This is a genomic window from Pseudogemmobacter hezensis, assembly GCF_013155295.1.
GTDB classification, from domain to species: domain Bacteria; phylum Pseudomonadota; class Alphaproteobacteria; order Rhodobacterales; family Rhodobacteraceae; genus Pseudogemmobacter; species Pseudogemmobacter hezensis.
This window is the reverse complement of the sequence record NZ_JABJXT010000009.1, coordinates 68,604-89,241: the sequence shown is the minus strand read 5'-3', so window position 1 is coordinate 89,241 and position 20,638 is coordinate 68,604. Positions and strand designations below refer to the sequence as shown.

Below are 20,638 nucleotides of genomic sequence, written 5' to 3'. Positions count from 1 at the left end.
TGCATAAAGACTGACCGCGAAAGACAAAGGGGGCAGAGAAACCCTGCCCCCCAGCCGAAAATCATCCGCGACGCGGTGCTCAGAAACCGTAAATCCCGGCGAATTTCGTCTCCAGGTAATCCAGCAGCGGCTCGGCCGAAGGCTCTTCGCCACAGGCGCGGGCGATGGTCTCGCGCGGGCTATAGATGCCGCCATGACGGCGCAGGTTCTCGCGCAGCCAGTCATTGGCCGCCCCCAGCTCGCCCTTTGCCAGATCCTGGTCGAGACCCGGCAGATCGCGGCGCAGCGCCTGGTTCAGGCAGCCTGCATAAAGATTGCCCAGGGTATAGGTTGGGAAATAGCCAAAGAGGCCAATCGACCAGTGCACATCCTGCAGCATCCCGTTCGAGGGCTTGTCGACCGCCACCCCGAAATCCGCGAGGGAACGCTCATTCCAGGCCCCTTCCAGATCGGCAACCGCCAGATCGCCCGCAATCAGCGCCCGCTCCAGATCAAAGCGCAGCATGACGTGCAGGTTGTAATGCACCTCATCGGATTCGGTGCGGATATAGCCGGGGCTGACGCGGTTGACTGTGGCATAGAAGGCCTCTGGGTCCTGGATGCCGAACTCGCCGAAACGGTCGCGCATCTCACCGAACAGCCATTCGGTAAAGGGGCGTGAGCGGCCCAGCTGGTTCTCACAGATCCGGCTTTGGCTTTCGTGAACCCCCATCGAGACACCGCCGCCAATCGGGGTCAGCAAAAGATCGGAATCGACGCCCTGTTCATAGGCGGCATGGCCGGTCTCATGGATGGTGGAATAGAGACAGTTGAAGGGGTCGCCCTCGGCCACGCGGGTGGTGATGCGCACATCATCGCCCGAGCCGGAACAGAAGGGATGCACCGCCGTGTCAACGCGCCCGCGCTGCAGGTCATAGCCAAAGACCATGGCAAGGCGGCGCGACAGGCGGATCTGCGCATCGGCCCCGAAGCTGCCGCTCAGCGCCTCAGGTTTGCGCGGCGAGGCGAGGATCCTTTCGCGCAGGGCCACAAGGCGCGGGCGCAGCGCGTCAAACATCGCCGCGCATTCGGCCCCGGTCATGCCCGGCTCGTAATCATCCAGCATCGCGTCATAAAGATCACCGCCAGAAGCCAGCGCCGCCGCCTCTTCGCGTTTCAGATCAACGACCTGCGAAAGCGTCGGCAGGAAATTGGCCACCGCCTCACCTGCCCGCGCCTCAGCCCAGATGCCCTGCGACAGCGAGGTGACCCGCGCAATCTCCTGGGAAAGGCGTGCAGGCACCTTCATCGCCCGCTGGTAAGAACGGCGGATCCGGGCGACCTGCGCCTTTGCCACCACCTCGACCGGATCGACCTTCGCCAGCCACTCGCCCACCCGCGGATCGATGCGGCGGGCATGGAGAACGCCCTCCATCGCGGCCATTTCCTCGCCGCGCTGCGCCCCCGCGCCGCGTGGCATCATGGTTTCCTGATCCCAGGACAGCCGCCCCGCCACCTGCTCGATCGCGGCGGTCTCGCGGGCATGCGCCATCAGCGCCTCGTAAACGTCAGCCATCATGCGGTTCCTTTGCGGATCGACCCGGCAACCGGGTATTGCGACAGATAGCGGGCCCGCAGGATCAGCACCCACAGGATGATCGCGCCGATCTGATGGGTGATCGCCACATGCAGATGCGCCGAGGTCAGCACCGCCATGATGCCCAGACCAGCCTGCGCCACCAGCATCAGCATGACCATGTGAAAGGCGAAACGGGTGTCACGATGGGCGGATTTGCGGCCCCTGAGCCAGACGACCACGCCGAAGATGAACAGAAGATAGCCCGCCATCCGGTGCATGAACTGCACCAGCCCCGGGTTCTCAAAGAAGGCATGCCAGACCGGCAGCACGTTCCCTTGCATATCCGTCGCATAGAAGGCATCGGCCGGGAAGAAACTGTCGCCCATCAAAGGCCAGGTCGGGAAGGCACGGCCTGCATCGATCCCGGCAACCAGGGCGCCCAGCAGGATCTGCAGGAAGGCAAAATGCATCAGCCCGGTTGAAAGCGAGAAGAGCTTTGCCTCCCGCCCGCGCCGCGCTGTCATCAGCTGGGATTCGCTGCGCGACAGCAAAAGCGCATACCAGCCCAGGAACCCAAGGATCACGAAAGCCAGCCCCAGGTGCACCGCCAGCCGGTAAGAGGCCACGCGGATCATCTCTCCCTGCAGGCCCGAATGCACCATCCACCAGCCAATCGCGCCCTGCAGACCGCCAAGCGCGCCGACCAGCAAAAGCCGCCCCGTCCAGCCATTGGGGATCGATTTCGTCAGCCAGAAGCCCAGGAAGCCAACCGCCCAGACCAGGCCGACCAGACGGCCCAGCTGGCGATGCCCCCATTCCCACCAATAGATGAACTGGAACTGCTCAAGGCTCATCCCGGCATTGGCCAGCTGATATTGCGGCGTCTGGCGATATTTCTCAAACTCTGTTGCCCAGGCCGTGGCATCCAGCGGCGGCAGCGCCCCGGTGACAGGCCGCCACTCGGTGATCGACAGGCCCGAGCCTGTCAGACGCGTCAGCCCGCCGACGACGATCATCGCCACCACCAGCAGGAAAAGAACGATCAGCCAGATACGGATCGGTCCGCGCGCCCCCTTATGCCCCTGATCTATCAGGCCAGGCCCGGCCGGGCTGCCGCCCGTCGCCGGGGGCCTGCCCGCGCCCTGTCCCGCGCCCTGTTTCGTCTCGCCAACGTCTTCAAATATGCTGCGTTTTCCGGCCATGGTGCCTTCCTTCGTGACAGCCTGCAGATTAGGCCGCGCCCGCCCAGGCTTCAAGGTGACAAAGCGTCCGGCACATGGGGCGAAAAACCTGAGCCACTTGCTCTTGTCACCCGCTGCCCTGGCGACTATCAGGCCCGCAAGCAGGGGCGCCATCGGTGGCCGCTGGTCAGAGTATTGCAACCATGCGGGGGCGCGAGAGATGAATATCCTGATCCTTGGCGGCGGCGGGCGTGAACATGCGCTGGCCTGGGCGGTAAAGCAGAACCCGAAATGCGACCGGCTGATCGTGGCGCCGGGCAATGCCGGGATCGCGCAGATCGCCGAATGTGCGGCGCTTGATATTCTGGACGCGGGCCGCGTGGTGGCATTTTGCGAAGAGAATGCGATTGATTTCGTGATCGTCGGGCCAGAGGCTCCGCTGGCCGCCGGCGTCGCCGATGCAACCCGCGCCGCCGGGATCCTGACCTTCGGCCCCAGCCAGGCGGCAGCCCAGCTGGAAGCCTCAAAGCGGTTCACCAAAGAGGTCTGCGACGCCTGCGCCGCGCCGACCGCCGCCTGGGCCAGGTTCACCGAGGCCAGCCCGGCGAAAGACTATATCCGCGAAAAGGGCGCACCGATTGTCGTCAAGGCCGACGGCCTGGCCGCAGGCAAAGGCGTGATCGTCGCCATGACCGAGGCTGAGGCCCTGGCCGCCATCGACGATATGTTCGGCGGCGAGTTCGGCGAGGCCGGGGCCGAGGTCGTCATCGAGGAATTCATGCAGGGCGAAGAGGCCAGCTTCTTCATCCTGTCAGACGGCACCACCGCCCTGCCCTTTGGCACCGCCCAGGACCACAAGCGCGTCGGCGACGGCGATACCGGCCCGAATACCGGCGGCATGGGCGCCTATTCGCCCGCCCCCGTCCTGACCGAGGCGCTGCAGGCCCAGGCGATGGAGCGCATCGTCCTGCCCACCATCCGCGAGATGGCGCGGCGCGGCACCCCCTATCAGGGCATCCTTTATGCCGGGCTGATGATCGACGATGACCCGCAAAGCGGCGAGCGCCGGGCGCGGCTGGTTGAATACAACTGCCGCTTTGGTGACCCCGAGGCCCAGGTGCTGATGATGCGGCTTGGGGCTCAGGTGCTCGATCACCTGATCGCCACCGCCGACCAGCGGCTGGCCCAGGCAAAGGTCAACTGGGCCGATGATCACGCGCTCAGCGTGGTCCTGGCCGCAAAGGGCTATCCCGGCAGCTATCAGAAAGGCAGCCGGATCGGCGGGCTTGAGGATCTGCCCCAGGACAGCCGTCACATGGTCTTTCACGCCGGAACCACCGCCAAAGACGGCGCAACCCTCGCCAGCGGCGGGCGGGTGCTGAACGTGACAGCCCGCGGCGACAGCCTGGCCGAAGCCCGCGATGAGGCCTATAAAATGGTCGATGCCATCGACTGGCCCGAAGGGTTCTGCCGACGCGACATCGGCTGGCGGGCGTTGTAAGCGGCCATCCGCCGCCCTTCGTGACATCCCGCCCCTTTGACATCCCGCCCGCCGGACAGGAACCGGCGCGGGTGTCGGCGGCCTGTCACGCCCCTTGATCGCGCACCATGGGGGCTGCATTGCCCCTGTCACATTCCCATGTAAGGCAGGGCTGCGGCAGCCCCCTTGCCGTCAGCAAAAAGGACAGGCGCAGGTGTATCGGCTTGACGAAGAGACCGAGGCCGACTGGTGGGAAGTCGAGGCCCTTTATGACCTGTGTTTCGCGCCCGGGCGCACCGCGCTTTCGTCATACCGACTGCGCGAGGGCGTGCCGACGATTGCGCCTTTGTGCCTGTGCCTGCGCGATGGCGACGGTATCCTTGCGGGCGCGATCCGCTATTGGCCCGCGAAAATCGACAGCACCGATATCCTGCTGCTGGGCCCGGTTGCGGTACACCCGACCCGCCAGGGCGAGGGCCTCGGCGGGCTTTTGATCACCGAAAGCCTGGCCATTGCACGCCGCATCGGCTGGGAACGTGTCTTGCTGGTCGGCGACGCCCCCTATTACCGCCGCTTTGGCTTTGAAAAGCTTGATCACGTGGTGATGCCGCCGCCAACCAACCCCGACCGGGTGCTGGGCCTTGCACTGAAAGAAGGCGCCTGGGCGGGAATTGCTGGCGCGGTCAGCCGCGCGACCTGAGGCCTGCGCTGCGCGGGCCGGGGTGCCGCTCTGGCGCGATTGCCACAGCCGCGCCTGCCTTGTGGCCCGCAGATCCTGGTGGCCCGCAGATCTTGCGTTGCGGCCAGGGCCACCCAATATCAAAACCATGAACAGTGAAACCGCCAAAGCCGCCCCCCTTCCGGCCCTCTCGGATTGCGCCGGCGAAGTCGACACCCTTGCGCTGCGCTGGAAGCGGGCCAATGGCCCGATCATGTCGTTGCTGACCCGCTTTGGCGGCAAACTGGAGGAACAGCTGTCGCTGTTTCCGCCGGGCTTTCGCACCCGGGCCGAAACGGTCACCGCCGCCGCCCTTGAAAGCGCCTATGCGGTGGCGAAACAGGGCGGCAAACTGCCCGGCACCGGAGAGCGTGGCACCATGACCGCCGCCATTGGCGCGGGGCTGGTGGGCGGCGCGGGCGGGTTTGCCTCGGCGCTGGCAGAGCTGCCCTTCACCATCACCGTCCTGCTGCATGCGATCCGGCGCGAGGCTCTGCGCGAGGGCTATGACCCCGACGATCCCTGGATCATGGCCGAGGCGCTGCGCACCTTTGGCTCTGGCAGCCCGGTGGCGGCGGATGACGGCATCAATACCGCGTTTTTCTCGGCCAGGGTGGCGCTGACCGGCCCGGCGATCAATCAGATGATCGCCACTGTCGCGCCGAAACTGGCAACCATGCTGGGGCAGAAACTGGCCGCCCAGGCGGTTCCGGTGATGGGGGCGCTGTCAGGGGCGGCGCTGAATGCCGCTTTCCTGCGTTATTATCGGGAGATGGCCGCGATCCGCTTTCGCCTGCTGCGCCTGTCGGAAGAACATGGCGCCGAGGCGGTGCTGCATCACTTTGCAACAGCCACCGCCCAGCCGCGCCTGACGAAAGCCTGAGGCCCGGTAAGTGATGCGGGGCCAATGATACGGGGCCAGTGATACGGGGACAATGATGCGGGGCCGCCGCAGTCAGTGGCCCCGCCTCTTTCAGCTGTTCAGCGCAATGCGGCCAGCAGGGCGGGCGACGGCACGCCGTTTGCCTCGATCCCGCGGCTTTTCTGGAAGGCCATGATCGCCTCACGCGATTTCGGGCCGATCACCCCGTCGCTGCCGCCGGTGTCAAAGCCCCGCGCCGTCAGGCGGCGCTGCAGATCCTGACGGTCTGCCTTGGTCAACCCATTGGCATCAGGGCCAAAAGCCGCCCTGACCGGGCCGCCGCCGATGATCCGGTCGGCCAGATGGCCGACGCCGATCGCGTAATTCTCGGCGTTGTTATAGCGCAGGATCACGTTGAAATTCTGCGTCAGCAGGAAGGCGGGCGTGCCCACCCCGCCAGGCGCGATGATCGAGCCTGCAGCAAGGGCGCCGCCCCCGGCCCGCGACACGCCAAGCGCGGCCCAATCCGCCGCCGACTGCCCCTTGCCGCGCCCCAAAAGACCGGCGTTGAAGCCCTGCGGCAGCACGACCTCCATCCCCCAGGGCAGGCCCCGCTGCCAGCCGGTGCGCGACACGTAATTGGCGGTCGAGGCCAGCGCATCCGTCGGATCATCCGACCAGATATCGCGCCGCCCGTCGCCGGTGAAATCCACCGCATATTGCAGATACGAGGTCGGGATGAACTGGGTGTGGCCCATCGCGCCCGCCCAGCTGCCCAGCATCCGGTCAGCCGGAATATCCCCCGCCTGCAGGATCCGCATCGCGCCATCCAGCTGGCTTTCAAAAAAGGCCGCCCGCCGCCCCTCATAGGCCAGCGTCGACAGCGCCGAGATCACCGGAACATTGCCGCGCCTTGTGCCGTAAAAGCTTTCCAGCCCCCAGAAGGCGCAGACGACATTGCCCTCAACCCCGTATCGCGCCCCGATTGCCGAAAGGACCGAGCCGTAACGCGCATACATTTCGCGCCCCAGCGAGACCCGCTCATCCGAGGCCGCAATCGCCAGATAATCCTCAAGCGAGCGTTTGAACTCGGTCTGATTGCGGTCTTTCTCGATCACCTCGGGCAGGAAGCCTGCATGGCGGAAGGCTGCATCCAGCGTGCCCGCCGAGATGCCGCGCGTTGCCGCGCGATTGCGGTAATTCTGAACCCAGGTCGTCCAGCCAGCATTGGGCACGGCACGCGGCGCGGGCGTCTCACGGCTGCCCGTAGCCACGCCGCCCATGCGCGGTGCGCCGCCCACGCAGCCTGCAAGCAATGCCGATCCGGCGGTAAGGGTGAAAACTCTGCGCGAAATCATGCTGCCTGCCTCTGTTTTACATTTTTAAGGCAGTTTAGCTGATCAGCGCCCGCAGTCAAAGCCCCGGCAGCACGGGTGGCGGGAAAGCCGCCAGGAGATAATCACCCTGAAAGGGCCGGAAAAACGCCGCGCCTGTGGCCCGCAGCTCAGCCCTCTGCGCCGGGCGGCGGGTTCCCATTCGGCGGGTCTGCGGCCTGGCCCTTGCGAAACAGGATCTGGCGCAGCATGCCATGCAGGGTCTGCACCTCAGCCCGGGTCAGGGCCAGTCTGCTCCACATATTGCGCAGGTTCAGCCGCATGCCATCGGCCTTGGTCGGCGGGAAGAAAAACCCCGCCTCTTCCAGCCGGGTCTCATAATGATCGCCAAGGCGCTGCACTTCTTCGCGGCTGGCCATTTCCGTGCGGGCAAGGCCCATCACGCTGTCTGGCACCGCCGAGCCCTGGCGGCCCCATTCATAGGCCAGCAGCAGGACCGACTGGCCAAGGTTCAGCGAAAAGAACTCTGGGTTGACGGGCACGGTGACGATGGCATTGGCGTGGATCAGATCGGCGTTTTCCAGCCCGGCGCGTTCGGGGCCAAAGAGGATGCCGATCTTCTTGCCCTGCGCCCCCATCTCACGCGCCATGGCCATCGCCCGCTCTGGCGTGACGATTTCCTTGACCAGCTCGCGCGAGCGGGCCGTGGTCGCAAAGACGAAATCGCAATCTGCCACCGCGCCCGCGACATCCGCGAAAATCCCCGCGTGATCCAGCACCCGCCCCGCGCCGCTGGCCATCGCATTGGCTTTCGGGTTCGGCCAGCCGTCACGCGGATCTACGATGCGCATCCGGTCAAGGCCGAAATTCAGCATCGCCCGCGCCGCCGCGCCGATATTCTCGCCCATCTGCGGGCGCACCAGCACGACCACCGGATCAATCATCTCAGCCTTTGCCATTCGCGGGCCCATTCCCTAAGTGCAGGTTCCGCGCCCCGATACCCTGCATGGCCCCCGGTAACAAGCAAATGGCGGAGCGGGCAAATGGCGAGCGGGCAAATCGGGCGGAGGAAACAAAACCGCCCTGCCCGCCATATGCAACGGCACGGCCTACCCCGCACAGCCCACCCCGCACGGCCTACCCCGCACGGCCTACCCCGTAGCCAAAACCCGCAAACGCTGCTACAGCCCGCCCCGACACAGCAGCCGGAGGCCCGAAATGTCCGCAGAAGACCGCCCGCAGATCAATCTGATCACGCCCCCGAGCTTCCAGACCGATCTTTTCCCCGACCAGCTGGCCCGCGTGCTGGATACGGTTGAGATCGCCTGCCTGCGCATCTCGCTGGCCACCCGCAACACCGATGACCTGGGCCTCGCCGCCGATATCTGCCGCGATGTCGCCCATCGCCGCGACGTGCCCGTGGTGATCGAGAACCACCTGCTGCTGGTCGAGCCGCATGGCCTTGACGGCGTGCATCTGACCGATGGCGCGCGCTCGCTGCGCAAGGCCCGCAAGGATCTGGGCGCAGATGCGATCATCGGCGCCTTTTGCGGCGCGACCCGGCATGAGGGCATCAATGCCGCCGAAGCCGGGGCCGATTACGTCGCCTTTGGCCCGGTGGGCGAAAGCAGCCTGGGCGATGGCAGCCGTGCAGACTGGGATCTGTTCCAGTGGTGGTCTGAGATGATCGAGGTGCCGGTTATCGCCGAGGGCGCGCTGACCACAGAGCTGATCACCCGCTTTGGCCCGGTGACCGACCATTTCGCCATTGGCGAAGAGATCTGGTCGGCCGAGGATCCGCTGGCGGCACTGCAGGCGCTGATCGCGCCGCTTGGCTGACCCAAACCCATTCCCCGCGACGGCCACGAAAAAAGCCGCCCCCGAAAGGGGCGGCTGATTTTATTGAAGGGCAAGCAGCATCAGCCCGGATCACTCCCTGTCAGGCCTTTTCAAACCGGATGCCCCGGCGCAGGAACTGGGTGGCATGGGCGCTGACCGAGACCGGATCGCCCGTGGTCAGGAACTTGCTTTCGCGCCCCGAACCCAGAAACTCGGGCCGCCGCGCCAGGTAATCCGAGAGGCTGTCTGCAACCAGCCGCGCCTGGCTATAGACTTTGACCTGCGGGCCAAGCGCCTCCTGGAAGGTCTTTTCCATCAGCGGGTAATGGGTGCAGCCAAGGATCGCCGCCTCTGGCGCGGGCATCCGCCGTTTCAGCGCCTCGACATGGCTGCGCACCAGCGCATCCGCCAGGATCTCATCGCCCTGCTCGATCGCATCGACCACACCGCCACAGGGCTGCGCCTCGACATCGACGCCAATCGCGCGGAACGCCAACTCGCGCTGGAAGGCCCGGCTCGACACGGTCGCGGGCGTGGCAAACAGTGCCACATGCTTCACCGTCACCTCGCGCGGGGGCGAGTTGTCGCCCCATTGCCGTTCGGTCAGCGCCTCGATCAGCGGCACGAAGACCCCCAGCACCCGCTTGTCGGCGGGCAGCCAATGTTCCTGCATCCGCCGCAGCGCCGCAGCCGAGGCGGTATTGCAGGCCAGAATCACCAGATCGCAGCCCTCAGCCCAAAGACGCTCGGTCGCGGCGCAGGTCAGGGCGAAAATGTCATCCGCCGTCCGCACCCCATAAGGCGCATGCGCATTGTCGCCGAAATAGACAAAGGGCACATCGGGCAGTTTTTTGACCAGCGCATCCAGCACCGTCAGCCCGCCCAAGCCCGAATCAAATACGCCTACCGCCATCTGCCTGCCCTCTCACGTGCTTGCCTGACCGGGATGGGGCCGAAACGCGCCCTCCCCCATAGCGGATTTCACCGCTCTTTGCTGCAATCATAGGCACAACCGCAGCGCCACGAAAGGCTTGCCAGGGCCTCTGGCGTGACATTCCTGCCAAATCCCCATTGCTACAGCAAAATTGCGTGATCTGGTTTTCCTCTGCTGCATGGCTTGTGCTATGGTCCGGCGCGAATGGAAGGGCATTGAGACATGGACTGGGACAAGCTGAGAATTTTCCACGCGGTGGCCGACAAAGGCAGCCTGACCCATGCGGGTGAGGTGCTGCATCTGTCGCAATCCGCCGTCAGCCGCCAGATCCGCGCGCTGGAAGAAAGCCTTGATGTGACGCTGTTCCACCGCCATGCCCGCGGCCTGATCCTGACCGAACAGGGTGAATTGCTGTTCGAGGCCACCCAGGCCATGGCCAAGCGCCTTGATGCCGCCGCCGCCCGCATCCGCGACAGCGAGGATGAGGTTTTCGGCGAATTGCGCGTGACCACCACCATGGGGTTCGGAACGCTCTGGCTGGCGCCACGTCTGGCGCGGCTTTATGAGAAATTCCCGGCGCTGAAGATCGACCTGATGCTGGAAGAGCGCGTCCTCGATCTGCCGATGCGCGAGGCCGATGTCGCGATCCGCATGAAAGAGCCGAGCCAGGCCGATCTGATCCGCCGCCGTCTGATGAATATCCGCATGCGCCTTTATGCAACGCCGGAATACCTGGCGCGGCACGGCACGCCGCAGACCATGGCCGATATGGGCCAGCACCGCCTGATCTGTCAGCACCCCGGCACACCGCAGGTGGCGGCAGGAGCGCGGCTGGTCCAGGAGATCATGGCCCATGACATCCCCTCGACGCTGCATGTGAACAATTACTTCGGTGTGCAGCAGGGCGTGATCAACCATCTCGGCATCGGGGTGCTGCCGGATTACACGACCGAAGAGAACCCACATCTGGTGCGCGTTCTGGCCGATGTCGAATCGGGCGAAGTGCCGGTGTTTCTGGCCTATCCCGAGGAATTGCGGCACTCAAAACGCGTCGCAGCCTTTCGCGATTTCGTGACCGAGGAAATCTCAACCTTCCGCCGCAGCCACGGCAGCTGAGGCCTCTCTGTTTCGGCTGTATTGCGGACCTCAGGGGCTGCGGGCCCGCGGTTTCTGCCGCGGCGCAGCCCTTGCCGCCGTTCAGATCCTGGGCATGCCCCCATACAGAGCCGGAGAGGTATCGCAGCGCTCAGCCCTCTTGCGCCGACCAGAAGTGTTCAGGACAGCCAGAGGAAGGCAGAGGCTGGCGAAGACTGGCCCCGCCCCCCGCTTTTTCTGCGCCTTTCCTGCCCTGCGGCGTTACCGCAAACATCCCGCCCCTCCAGCCATGCGATCCGCGCATAGCAGCATTGCCCGACCTGCGACATTGCTGCACTTGCATAATTTATAAACAGCCCATAAATCAGGCTACGAGGCGCTGATCAGGGCAACCTGTTCGCCCTCATACCTCCCTGTTGGACTTGGGCCGAGCTTTGCTCGGCCTTTTTTTTGTTCTGTGCTAGCAGACCGCGCCCGTCCCAGGCATGCACGAATCGCATTCGCGCGCAGCTCTACGGGCCGGGGCCACGCCCTGCTTTCGGCAATACTGCGCGGCCCGCTCGTATTATCCTGCATCAGTGCCGGCAGAGCCCTTCCCCAATCGCCCCGCATGCAATATGACGCCCGCAGATTTCCCGCTCAGATTTCCCGCATAGCGCAGAGCAAACTGCAGACCCGGAGGCCAGATCATGACCGTTGCCGCACGCGAACCCGCCATCACCCCGGAGCTGATCGCCTCGCATGGGATCAAGCCTGACGAATATACCCGCCTGCTTGAGATCCTCGGCCGCGAGCCCAGCTTCACCGAATTGGGCATCTTCTCGGCAATGTGGAACGAGCATTGTTCCTATAAATCGTCGAAAGTCTGGCTGCGCACCCTGCCCACGACCGGCCCGCAAGTGATCTGCGGCCCGGGTGAAAACGCGGGCGTGGTGGATATCGGTGATGGCCAGGCGGTCATCTTCAAGATGGAAAGCCACAACCACCCCTCTTACATCGAGCCGCATCAGGGCGCCGCGACCGGCGTCGGCGGCATCCTGCGCGACGTCTTCACCATGGGTGCGCGGCCGATCGCTGCGATGAATGCGCTCTCGTTCGGCCTGCCGTCCCACCACAAGACCGCGCATCTGGTCAAAGGTGTGGTTGAGGGCGTTGGTTCCTACGGCAATGCTTTCGGCGTGCCGACGGTTGGCGGCGAAGTGCGCTTCCACAAATCCTACAACGGCAACTGCCTTGTGAACGCTTTCGCAGCGGGCCTGGCGGATACCGACAAGATCTTCTACTCGGCGGCCTCGGGCGTCGGCATGCCGGTGGTTTACCTTGGCGCGAAAACCGGCCGTGACGGCGTTGGCGGCGCGACCATGGCCTCGGCCGAGTTTGACGACACCATCGAGGAAAAACGCCCCACCGTTCAGGTCGGCGACCCCTTCACCGAGAAACGCCTGCTGGAAGCCTGCCTTGAGCTGATGCAGACCGGCGCGGTGATCTCGATCCAGGACATGGGCGCGGCTGGCCTGACCTGTTCGGCGGTTGAGATGGGCGACAAGGGTGGCCTTGGCATCAAGCTGCAGCTGGACCAGGTGCCGCAGCGCGAAACCAATATGACCGCCTATGAGATGATGCTGTCGGAAAGCCAGGAGCGCATGCTCATGGTGCTGAACCCCGAGCTGGAAGACGTGGCGCGGGCGATCTTCGTGAAATGGGATCTCGACTTTGCCATCGTCGGCGAGACGATCCCGGAAGACCGTTTCCTGATCCTGCACGGAAATGAGATCAAGGCCGATATCCAGCTGTCGAAGCTGTCGTCCTCTGCGCCGGAATACAACCGCCCCTGGGTTGAGACGCCGAAGGCCGAACCCCTTGGCGCCGTGCCGCATATCGGCGCGATTGAGGGGCTGAGAGTGCTGATCGGCAGCCCGAATTACGCCCATAAAGGCTGGGTGTTTGAGCAATACGACAGCCAGGTCGGTGCCGATACCGTCGTGACCCCGGGCCTGCCCGCAGGCGTCGTGCGCGTTCACGGAACCTCGAAAGCGCTGGCCTTCACCTCGGATGTGACGCCGCGCTACGTCAAGGCAAACCCCTTTGAGGGCGGCAAGCAGGCCGTGGCCGAGGCTTACCGCAACCTGACCGCCATGGGCGCCCTGCCGCTGGCCACGACCGACAATATGAACTTCGGCAACCCCGAAAAGCCCGAGATCATGGGCCAGTTCGTCGGCGCGATCAAAGGCATCGGCGAGGCTGTCTCGGCGCTGGATATGCCGATCGTCTCGGGCAACGTGTCCTTGTATAATGAGACCGACGGCTCGGGCATCCTGCCGACGCCGACCATCGGCGCGGTGGGGATCCTTGCCTCGCTGGACGATCTGATCTGCGGCAAGCCCCAGGCGGGCGATGTGGCGCTGCTGATCGGCGAGACCTTCGGCCACCTGGGCCAGTCGGCGCTGCTGGCCGAGGCCTTTGGCGATGAACGCGGCGATGCGCCCTCGGTCGATCTGGCCGCCGAAAAGAAAAACGGCGATTTCGTCCGTGCGCAGCGCCGCCAGATCGTTGCGGCATCGGATCTGGGCGATGGCGGCCTTGCGCTGGCAGCCTTTGAGATGGCCGAGGATGCAGGCGTCGGCATCACGCTGATCCCGGGCGATACCTCGGCGCTCTTTGGCGAAGATCAGGCCCGCTATCTGCTGGCGGTGCGCGAAAGCGCCGCAGCCCAGATCGAGGCCGCCGCCCTTACCGCAGGCGTTGCGGTGGCCCGCATCGGCAGCTTCGGCGGCGACAGCGTCACCCTTGGCCAGGACAGCGCACCGCTGGCTGAGCTGTCAGCGCTTTATCGCGGTGCCTTTGCCAAAGCCGTGGGCCTTTGATCCGCAAGGCGACAGAGGCTGATCTTGAACGGGTGGACCTGCTGATCCGGGCCCACCCGCAGGCCCTTATGGACAAGGGCATGGCAGAGCTGACCGCGATGCTGGATGATCAGGACTGCCTGATCCTGATCGCCGAAGGCGCAGACTGCAACGGCATCGCCACCCTGCGCATGCTTTACGACCAGGTCTGGTATCTCGACAATCTGACGGTGACAGAGCCTGGCAAAGGCGACGGCCCCCGGCTGATCCGTGCGGTCACTGATCTGCTCTTCGGCAGCTATAACGCCCATCGGATCATGTGCGACGTGGTTTTCGACAATCCGGTGGCGCTGAAAACCTTCCTCGGCGCAGGCTTTACCCATGAGGGCAATATGCGCCAGTGCTGGAAGCGAAACGGCACCTGGGTCGATTGCGACGCGCTGGCGATGCTGGCACCGGAATGGCGTGCATTGCAGGCGTAACCCGCCTGCAGCCTTTGGGCCATATCCCTTGCGGGCCGCGCAGCCAGCGCATACATCTTAGGTGAAAGAGCAAGGAGCAGCCCGATGCCAATGGAAGGCAAGGATATTGAGGCTTTGATCCGGGAAAGCTTCCCCGAGGCCCAGATCACCATTACCGACCTCGCCGGAGACGGCAATCACTGGGCCGCCGAAGTGATCGACGAAAGCTTTCGCAGCATGAACCGGGTGCAGCAACAGCGTGCCGTCTATGCCAGCCTGAAAGGCAAGATGGACGGCGCGCATGGCGATCTGCACGCGCTGGCGCTGACGACGAAAGCGCCAGAGTAGCTTCGGGTGTAATTTTCGAATGTCCGAAATCTTCGATCTGATATTGCGGATTGTGGTGGCGTTGTTGCAGCTGGTGGATGCCATCCTGCGGATGCTGTCTCCGCTGGGCTATTGCCGCGATATGCGGGGATTTCTGAAATATGGCGGCAGCTACTGGCTGCGTATGCGCCGGCTTGAGGCCTGGCGAAGCAAGAGGGAAATGATATGAGCGCGCAGGATCAGATCCGCGAAACGGTTGAGAAGAACGACGTGGTGCTGTTCATGAAGGGCACCAAAACCATGCCGCAATGCGGCTTTTCCAGCCGGGTGGCCGGGGTGCTGAACTATATGGGCATCGACTATCTCGATGTGAATGTTCTGGCCGATGCCGAAATCCGTCAGGGAATCAAAGACTTTTCCGACTGGCCCACGATTCCGCAGCTTTACGTCAAAGGCGAGTTCGTCGGCGGCTGTGACATCGTGACCGAGATGACGCTTTCGGGCGAGCTGGACACGCTTTTCACCGAGAATGGCATCAGCTTTAACAAAGAAGCCGCCGATAAAATCCGCGAAGCCAACGCGTAAACGACCGCGCGGACAATACTGGTCCCGGGCAGCCCTGCCCGGGAATACCTGCGGCCAGGCGGAACGCAGACCTCCGAACGCAGACCTCCGCCCCCCCCATACGTTCCGAACGCAGACCTTCCGAATCCAGACCCCGGCTGTTTTGGTGATTCTCTGCGCTGGCACTGACAGGGACACGCTCGCAGCACCGCGCGGTGTTCAGCGCCCCTCATAATCGCCCCCTTTCATAGAGCATCTTCCGTGCGCCTTCAGCGGCACAGCGAAAACGCACGGCGAAAGACGCAGGCCATTCTCAGAGATGCTCGGGGAAATCAGGTGGCGGGCCCGCAGCGGCCGTGGGTGGTCTCGATATCCCGAGAGCCAGAGGTCTCAGGTGGGAACCAGGTATCCGGACCAGGATCCGGGCAGAGCCAGCCCCCATTCATATGCTTATCGGCCACTGGGTTATGGACCCCTCACGCGAAGAGCAGCACCCGCCAGTGGTGAACTTAGTGACGCTCTGCCCGCAGGACAAGGGGCGATGCGCATCACTCCAGCGCGGATCACGGCAGGGTATTGGTGCGGGCTGAGATCAATCCTGGCAGGCAGGCAATCATTCTTCCGAAGACAATGCATTTATTTGTTTTTTACCTCTGGACACCGCCCTGAGGCTTGGGTATCACCCCCACATCAAAGGTGCCCGGATAGCTCAGTTGGTAGAGCAGCGGATTGAAAATCCGCGTGTCGGCGGTTCAAATCCGTCTCCGGGCACCACTTGATAACTCCCTCAAAATGACGCCGCTTTGAACAAGCAAACCATTGGTGCCGCTGGCATATTGTTTTGGCTGAGGCATAGTGCATCAGGGAAAGACCTCGGCCGCAGATCCTGGCCGCGTCGAAATCAGATCCGTGCAAATCCTGCACGCCCTTATGCGGGCGCGCATTTGTTGGCTGAGGACTTCGCCTGCTGATCTGTCTCGCTGATCCGCCTCAGAGCGGCTCTATATCGCCCTCGGCCCGCGCCGCATGGAAGCCGGCCACGAATTGGGCCAGTTTCCCGGCGCCGATCGCCTCACGCAGGCCTGCCATAAGCTCTTGATAGTAGTGCAGGTTGTGCCATGTCACCAACATCGAAGAGATGATCTCCTGGCTGCGGAACACGTGATGCAGATAGGCGCGCGAGTAGTTGCGGCACGCCGGGCAGCTGCAGTTCTCATCCAGTGGGCGCGGGTCGTCCTGGTGGCGGGCGTTCTTGATATTCACCTGGCCGCGGCGCGTCCAGGCCTGGCCCGTACGACCCGAGCGTGACGGCAACACGCAATCCATCATATCGATACCGCGCTCGACCGCGCCGACGATATCATCGGGCTTGCCGACCCCCATCAGATAGCGCGGCCTGTCCTCGGGCAGGAATCCGGGCGCATAGTCCAGAACGCCGAACATCGCCTCTTGCCCCTCGCCCACCGCCAGGCCGCCGACCGCATAGCCGTCAAAGCCGATCTCGCGCAGCGCCTGGGCCGATTCCTCGCGCAGCTCGCGGGTCACGCCGCCCTGCATGATGCCAAACAGCGCGTGTCCCGGCCGGTCGCCAAAGGCATCGCGCGAGCGCTGCGCCCACCGCATCGAAAGCCGCATCGACTTTGCGACCTCTTCCTCGGTCGCGGGCAACGCCGGGCATTCGTCGAAACACATCACGATGTCAGAGCCCAGCAGTTTCTGGATCTCCATCGAGCGTTCCGGCGAAAGCATATGCTTTGAGCCGTCGACATGGCTGGAAAAACGCACGCCCTCTTCCGTCAGCTTGCGCAGGCCGGCAAGGCTCATGACCTGAAAACCGCCCGAGTCGGTCAGGATCGGCTTTTGCCAGTTCATGAAATTATGCAGCCCACCTAAACGCGCCACACGCTCGGCGCCAGGACGCAGCATCAGATGATAGGTATTCCCCAGCAGGATATCAGCGCCCGTCGCCGCCACCGATTCCGGCATCATCGCCTTGACGGTTGCGGCGGTGCCGACCGGCATGAAGGCCGGGGTGCGGATCTCTCCGCGCGGCGTTTTGATCACGCCAAGGCGGGCGGCGCCGTCTTTCGCCTTCAGCTCGAATGAAAAGCGTTGCTGCATCTTTTGTCTCACGCATGAACCCAAAGCGCGGCTCCGGGCGCGGCGCGGAAAGCGCGCAGCCAGAGGCCGATCTGGGGGCTTTTGCCACAGATCCCGCGCCAGTGCACCCGCTTTGCACCCGCTTTGGTGTCAAAGCTGTGGCCGCAGGTCAGGGGAAGGGCCCGGGGCAGCCCCTGCCCCTTATTTGTTGCGATACTGGCGGGCGATAACTTCCGGCGCGTCGCGTTGCTGTGGCGACAACGCACGCGCGGCCCCGCCAGCTGCGCCCCCGGCCACCTGCGCCCCCGGCCACATCGCCCGGCACCTGGCCCACGGCTTTGGCCCGCAATACCAGAAAGCGGCCGCAGAGATAATTCCAGGCAAAGCAATGATCAGCGGCATATCACAATACCCTGCTGGCAGCCTTTCTGGCCGCCAAACACGCCCATGCATGGATCAGGGAACAACTCATCCCGCTTTTCAAGCATCGCACAGAGCTGATCAGGCCCTCCGATTCAGGCGCCACCGTTGCAGGCCCGCCCGTTGCAGGCCCGCCCGCACAGACCGGCGGGCGGGCCTGGCAGTCACCCCGGTCAGCCTGCGGCCAGCATCCGCCCGACCATCTCTGAAAGATCACGGCTCAGGCCTGGTGTCGCACTGATGCGGGTCAGCTCTGCCCGGATCAGCGCCTGGCGGGCGGCGTCATAGCGCGGCCAGGTCTCAAACGCGGTCGAGATCCGCGCCGCCGTCTGCGGGTTCAGCGTGTCTAGGCGCAGCAGCCAGTCGGCCAGCAGCCGATAGCACGCGCCATCTGCCTGATGAAAGCCCGCATGATTGGCCGCCAGCGCGCCAAAGACCGCGCGGAAACGGTTGGGGTTCTTCAGGTCGAAATCTGCATTCCCCGTCAGCGCATCGGCAATCTCTGCCGCTTTTCCGGGGGCGGCACAGGCGATCTGCAGCATGAACCATTTGTCCATGACATTGCGATCTGCCTGCCATTTGCCCGCGAAAGCGGTCAGTTCAGCCTGGCCCTGCCCATTGTCCAGCAGCGCCGTCAGCGCAGCGATTGTCGCGCTCATATTGTCGGCCGCGGCAAAAGCAGCTGCCGCCGCTTGCCCCCCGTCTAGACGCGATTGCAGCGCCAGAAGCGCCGCATGCAGCGCGCGCCGCCCCGCCCCGGCTGCATCGGGAACAAAGGGCCTGTTGTCCTGCAAACCCGCCAGCAGCCCCGGCAAATCCCGCGCCAGCGCCGCCGCCAGCGCATCGCCCGCGCTGCGCCGCGCCAGATAGATCGCCGCCGGATCGGGGGTGATGCCACGATCCGCCAGCGCCTGGGCCAGGTCATCCTCGCCCGGCAGCCGCAGGATCAGCGCCCGGAAAGCAGGGTCCAGATCCACATCGCGGATCACCGGCACCAGCGCGTCCAGCCAGGCCTCTTGCAGATCGGGCCTGCCACTAAGGCTGGCCACCAGCATCTCTCGCGCCAGCGAGCGCCCGGCCTCATAGCGGTTGAAGAGATCGCTGTCATGGGCCAGCAGCAGCGCGCGCTCGGTGACGCTTGTCTCACGCTCCAGCACCACCGGGGCCGAGAAGCCGCGCAGGATCGAGGGCACCGGACGCTCGTTCAGGCCAGTGAATTCAAAGCTTTGCTCTGCCTCTGTCAGGGTCAGGATGCGGGTCGGATGCAGTTCACTTCCGTCCTGCGCCAAAAGCCCCACCGCGACCGGAATCACCTTTGGCGATTTCACGGGCTGGCCGGGCGTTGGCGGCGTGTGCTGGCGCAGCACCAGGCGATAGGTGCCATTTTCAAAACTGTCCGAGACCTGAAGGCGCGGCGTGCCCGCCTCTGAATACCAGCGCTTGAACTGGCTGAGATCTTGCCCCGTCACATCCTCAAAGACGCGCAGCCAATCCTCGATCGTCGCCGCATGACCATCGTGGCGGCTGAAATAGAGATCCAGCGCCTTTGCGTAAGCCTGATCGCCGACCAGCACTTTCAGCATGCGGATCAGCTCTGCGCCCTTTTCATAGACCGTGGCCGTGTAGAAATTGTTAATCTCGACAAAGCTTTCCGGGCGAACGGGATGGGCCAGCGGGCCCTGGTCCTCTCGGAACTGGCGCGCCCGCAAAAGCGCCACGTCTTCGATGCGTTTGACCGCATGGCTGCGCATATCGCCCGAGAATTGCTGGTCGCGGAAGACCGTCAGCCCCTCTTTCAGGCAAAGCTGGAACCAGTCGCGGCAGGTGATGCGATTGCCGGTCCAGTTGTGGAAATATTCATGCGCGATGATCGCCTCGATGCGGGCGAAATCGTCGTCAGTGGCCGTTTCGGGCGAGGCCAGCACGAATTTGGAGTTGAAGATATTCAGCCCCTTATTCTCCATCGCGCCCATGTTGAAATCATCAACGGCGACGATGTTGAATATATCGAGGTCATATTCGCGCCCGTAAACCTCTTCATCCCATTTCATCGAGCGGATCAGGCTGTCCATCGCCCAGGCGCAGCGGTCCTGATCGCCCTGGCGTACCCAGATCGCCAGATCAACGTCGCGCCCGGATTTCGTGGTAAAGCGGTCCCGATGCGCGACCAGATCCCCCGCAACCAGGGCGAAAAGATAGGCGGGCTTGGGCCAGGGATCATCCCATTCGGCGCGGGTCTGGCCATCTGCCCCGGCAGTCCCTGCCACCGGATTGCCGTTTGACAACAGAACGGGCGCCTCGCCCTCAATCACCACGCTGAACCGCGCCATCACATCAGGGCGGTCGGGGTAGAAGGTGATCTTGCGAAAACCCTGGGCCTCGCATTGGGTGCAATACATGCCATTCGACATATAAAGCCCCTCCAGCGCGGTGTTTTCCGCCGGGTCGATCTCAACCAGGGTTTCCAGCGTGAAGGGTGCATCGGGCAAAAGATCGCCCGGAATGGTCAGGCCGGTTTCATCCGGGGTCAGATCCAGCAGCGCGCCGTCAAGTTTCAGCGAGATCAGCCGCAGCTCTTCGCCGTCAAGGCGCAGCACATGCGGGCCTGGGGCGGCGGGGTTTGGCCGCATATGCAGCCGCGCCGCCACTTTGGTGCGCAAAGGCGAAAGGCGAAAGGTAAGCTCGACCCGGTCGACCAGATGGCTGAAGGGGCGATAATCAGACAGCCAGACGGTGCGGGGATCATGCTCAGAGGGTGTCGTGGCGGTCATGTCAAATTCCTTATCGCCGGGGGCGCAGAGGTGGGGGCACAGAGGCAGGGTCGCAGAAATGGCCCGCGCAGGATGGCGCGATCCGCGCGGATCTTCAATCGCCCTTGCCCCAAGACTGGCGGGATGTGTTACGAATTGACCGACAGCGCCC

The 20,638-nt window shown here is 64.1% G+C and carries 17 protein-coding genes and 1 tRNA gene; 11 read left to right on the top strand and 7 right to left on the bottom strand.

Annotation, left to right across the window (positions count from 1 at the left end):
- Positions 1-79: 79 nt before the first annotated feature.
- Both HOY34_RS11785 and ctaA read right to left on the bottom strand, forming a co-directional pair.
- On the bottom strand, positions 80-1,558 hold the full coding sequence (locus HOY34_RS11785) for a carboxypeptidase M32 (protein ID WP_172363052.1): 1,479 nt from the start codon (positions 1,556-1,558) through the stop codon (positions 80-82).
- Positions 1,555-2,760, bottom strand: a complete 1,206-nt coding sequence (ctaA, locus tag HOY34_RS11780; protein ID WP_172363050.1) for a heme A synthase — start codon at positions 2,758-2,760, stop codon at positions 1,555-1,557. Before ctaA ends, HOY34_RS11785 begins: the two co-directional genes overlap by 4 nt.
- 199 nt (positions 2,761-2,959) lie before the next feature.
- Here ctaA and purD point away from each other — a divergent pair, with 199 nt between their 5' ends.
- From purD to HOY34_RS11765, 3 genes are all read left to right on the top strand, one after another.
- Positions 2,960-4,240, top strand: coding sequence for a phosphoribosylamine--glycine ligase (purD, locus tag HOY34_RS11775; protein WP_172363048.1), 1,281 nt, complete (start codon positions 2,960-2,962; stop codon positions 4,238-4,240).
- Positions 4,241-4,433: 193 nt separating this feature from the next.
- A complete protein-coding gene (locus tag HOY34_RS11770) occupies positions 4,434-4,919 on the top strand; it encodes a GNAT family N-acetyltransferase (RefSeq protein ID WP_172363046.1) in 486 nt (161 codons plus the stop codon).
- Positions 4,920-5,046: 127 nt separating this feature from the next.
- Complete coding sequence (locus tag HOY34_RS11765) at positions 5,047-5,820, top strand: EcsC family protein (RefSeq protein WP_172363044.1); 774 nt, start codon at positions 5,047-5,049, stop codon at positions 5,818-5,820.
- 98 nt (positions 5,821-5,918) lie between these two features.
- Here the strand turns inward: HOY34_RS11765 and HOY34_RS11760 are convergent, their stop codons facing one another.
- Positions 5,919-7,157, bottom strand: a complete 1,239-nt coding sequence (locus tag HOY34_RS11760; RefSeq protein ID WP_172363042.1) for a lytic murein transglycosylase — start codon at positions 7,155-7,157, stop codon at positions 5,919-5,921.
- A 146-nt stretch (positions 7,158-7,303) separates the two neighbouring features.
- Complete coding sequence (locus HOY34_RS11755) at positions 7,304-8,092, bottom strand: RNA methyltransferase (RefSeq protein ID WP_253944403.1); 789 nt, start codon at positions 8,090-8,092, stop codon at positions 7,304-7,306.
- Positions 8,093-8,351: 259 nt separating this feature from the next.
- Here HOY34_RS11755 and HOY34_RS11750 point away from each other — a divergent pair, with 259 nt between their 5' ends.
- Positions 8,352-8,972, top strand: coding sequence for a thiamine phosphate synthase (locus HOY34_RS11750; RefSeq protein ID WP_172363040.1), 621 nt, complete (start codon positions 8,352-8,354; stop codon positions 8,970-8,972).
- Between the two features lie 100 nt (positions 8,973-9,072).
- Here the strand turns inward: HOY34_RS11750 and HOY34_RS11745 are convergent, their stop codons facing one another.
- Positions 9,073-9,885, bottom strand: coding sequence for a glutamate racemase (locus HOY34_RS11745; protein ID WP_172363038.1), 813 nt, complete (start codon positions 9,883-9,885; stop codon positions 9,073-9,075).
- Between the two features lie 243 nt (positions 9,886-10,128).
- Here HOY34_RS11745 and HOY34_RS11740 point away from each other — a divergent pair, with 243 nt between their 5' ends.
- The 7 genes from HOY34_RS11740 to HOY34_RS11710 all read left to right on the top strand — a co-directional run bounded on the left by HOY34_RS11740 (position 10,129) and on the right by HOY34_RS11710 (position 15,970).
- Complete coding sequence (locus HOY34_RS11740; RefSeq protein WP_172363036.1) at positions 10,129-11,022, top strand: LysR family transcriptional regulator; 894 nt, start codon at positions 10,129-10,131, stop codon at positions 11,020-11,022.
- A gap of 668 nt (positions 11,023-11,690) precedes the next feature.
- Entirely contained in the window at positions 11,691-13,865 is a 2,175-nt protein-coding gene (gene purL, locus HOY34_RS11735) for a phosphoribosylformylglycinamidine synthase subunit PurL (RefSeq protein WP_172363034.1), read from the top strand.
- 32 nt (positions 13,866-13,897) lie between these two features.
- Positions 13,898-14,326: a GNAT family N-acetyltransferase gene (locus HOY34_RS11730; RefSeq protein WP_366926955.1), complete on the top strand. Its 429-nt coding sequence runs from the start codon at positions 13,898-13,900 to the stop codon at positions 14,324-14,326.
- A gap of 84 nt (positions 14,327-14,410) precedes the next feature.
- A complete protein-coding gene (locus tag HOY34_RS11725; RefSeq protein WP_172363030.1) occupies positions 14,411-14,653 on the top strand; it encodes a BolA/IbaG family iron-sulfur metabolism protein in 243 nt (80 codons plus the stop codon).
- Positions 14,654-14,672: 19 nt separating this feature from the next.
- Positions 14,673-14,861, top strand: coding sequence for a hypothetical protein (locus HOY34_RS11720; protein WP_172363028.1), 189 nt, complete (start codon positions 14,673-14,675; stop codon positions 14,859-14,861).
- Positions 14,858-15,217 (top strand): Grx4 family monothiol glutaredoxin, encoded by a 360-nt coding sequence (gene grxD / locus HOY34_RS11715; RefSeq protein WP_172363026.1) that lies wholly within the window; start codon positions 14,858-14,860, stop codon positions 15,215-15,217. Before HOY34_RS11720 ends, grxD begins: the two co-directional genes overlap by 4 nt.
- Positions 15,218-15,894: 677 nt before the next feature.
- Positions 15,895-15,970, top strand: a tRNA-Phe gene (locus tag HOY34_RS11710).
- A 216-nt stretch (positions 15,971-16,186) separates the two neighbouring features.
- On the opposite strand, the gene tgt is transcribed toward HOY34_RS11710, so the two are convergent.
- A complete protein-coding gene (tgt, locus tag HOY34_RS11705) occupies positions 16,187-17,317 on the bottom strand; it encodes a tRNA guanosine(34) transglycosylase Tgt (protein ID WP_172363024.1) in 1,131 nt (376 codons plus the stop codon).
- A 572-nt stretch (positions 17,318-17,889) separates the two neighbouring features.
- Positions 17,890-20,487, bottom strand: a complete 2,598-nt coding sequence (gene pepN, locus HOY34_RS11700) for an aminopeptidase N (protein ID WP_172363022.1) — start codon at positions 20,485-20,487, stop codon at positions 17,890-17,892.
- Positions 20,488-20,638: the final 151 nt, after the last annotated feature.

What these genes read in the sequence shown, in the direction of transcription:
- HOY34_RS11755 (WP_253944403.1), bottom strand. Translation starts at nt 8,092, where the DNA reads ATGGCAAAGGCTGAGATGATTGATCCGGTGGTCGTGCTGGTGCGCCCG.
- HOY34_RS11750 (WP_172363040.1), top strand. Translation starts at nt 8,352, where the DNA reads ATGTCCGCAGAAGACCGCCCGCAGATCAATCTGATCACGCCCCCGAGC.
- HOY34_RS11720 (WP_172363028.1), top strand. Translation starts at nt 14,673, where the DNA reads ATGTCCGAAATCTTCGATCTGATATTGCGGATTGTGGTGGCGTTGTTG.
- HOY34_RS11765 (WP_172363044.1), top strand. Translation starts at nt 5,047, where the DNA reads ATGAACAGTGAAACCGCCAAAGCCGCCCCCCTTCCGGCCCTCTCGGAT.
- purL (WP_172363034.1), top strand. Translation starts at nt 11,691, where the DNA reads ATGACCGTTGCCGCACGCGAACCCGCCATCACCCCGGAGCTGATCGCC.
- ctaA (WP_172363050.1), bottom strand. Translation starts at nt 2,760, where the DNA reads ATGGCCGGAAAACGCAGCATATTTGAAGACGTTGGCGAGACGAAACAG.
- HOY34_RS11745 (WP_172363038.1), bottom strand. Translation starts at nt 9,885, where the DNA reads ATGGCGGTAGGCGTATTTGATTCGGGCTTGGGCGGGCTGACGGTGCTG.
- HOY34_RS11785 (WP_172363052.1), bottom strand. Translation starts at nt 1,558, where the DNA reads ATGATGGCTGACGTTTACGAGGCGCTGATGGCGCATGCCCGCGAGACC.
- pepN (WP_172363022.1), bottom strand. Translation starts at nt 20,487, where the DNA reads ATGACCGCCACGACACCCTCTGAGCATGATCCCCGCACCGTCTGGCTG.
- HOY34_RS11725 (WP_172363030.1), top strand. Translation starts at nt 14,411, where the DNA reads ATGCCAATGGAAGGCAAGGATATTGAGGCTTTGATCCGGGAAAGCTTC.
- HOY34_RS11760 (WP_172363042.1), bottom strand. Translation starts at nt 7,157, where the DNA reads ATGATTTCGCGCAGAGTTTTCACCCTTACCGCCGGATCGGCATTGCTT.
- tgt (WP_172363024.1), bottom strand. Translation starts at nt 17,317, where the DNA reads ATGCAGCAACGCTTTTCATTCGAGCTGAAGGCGAAAGACGGCGCCGCC.
- grxD (WP_172363026.1), top strand. Translation starts at nt 14,858, where the DNA reads ATGAGCGCGCAGGATCAGATCCGCGAAACGGTTGAGAAGAACGACGTG.
- HOY34_RS11740 (WP_172363036.1), top strand. Translation starts at nt 10,129, where the DNA reads ATGGACTGGGACAAGCTGAGAATTTTCCACGCGGTGGCCGACAAAGGC.
- purD (WP_172363048.1), top strand. Translation starts at nt 2,960, where the DNA reads ATGAATATCCTGATCCTTGGCGGCGGCGGGCGTGAACATGCGCTGGCC.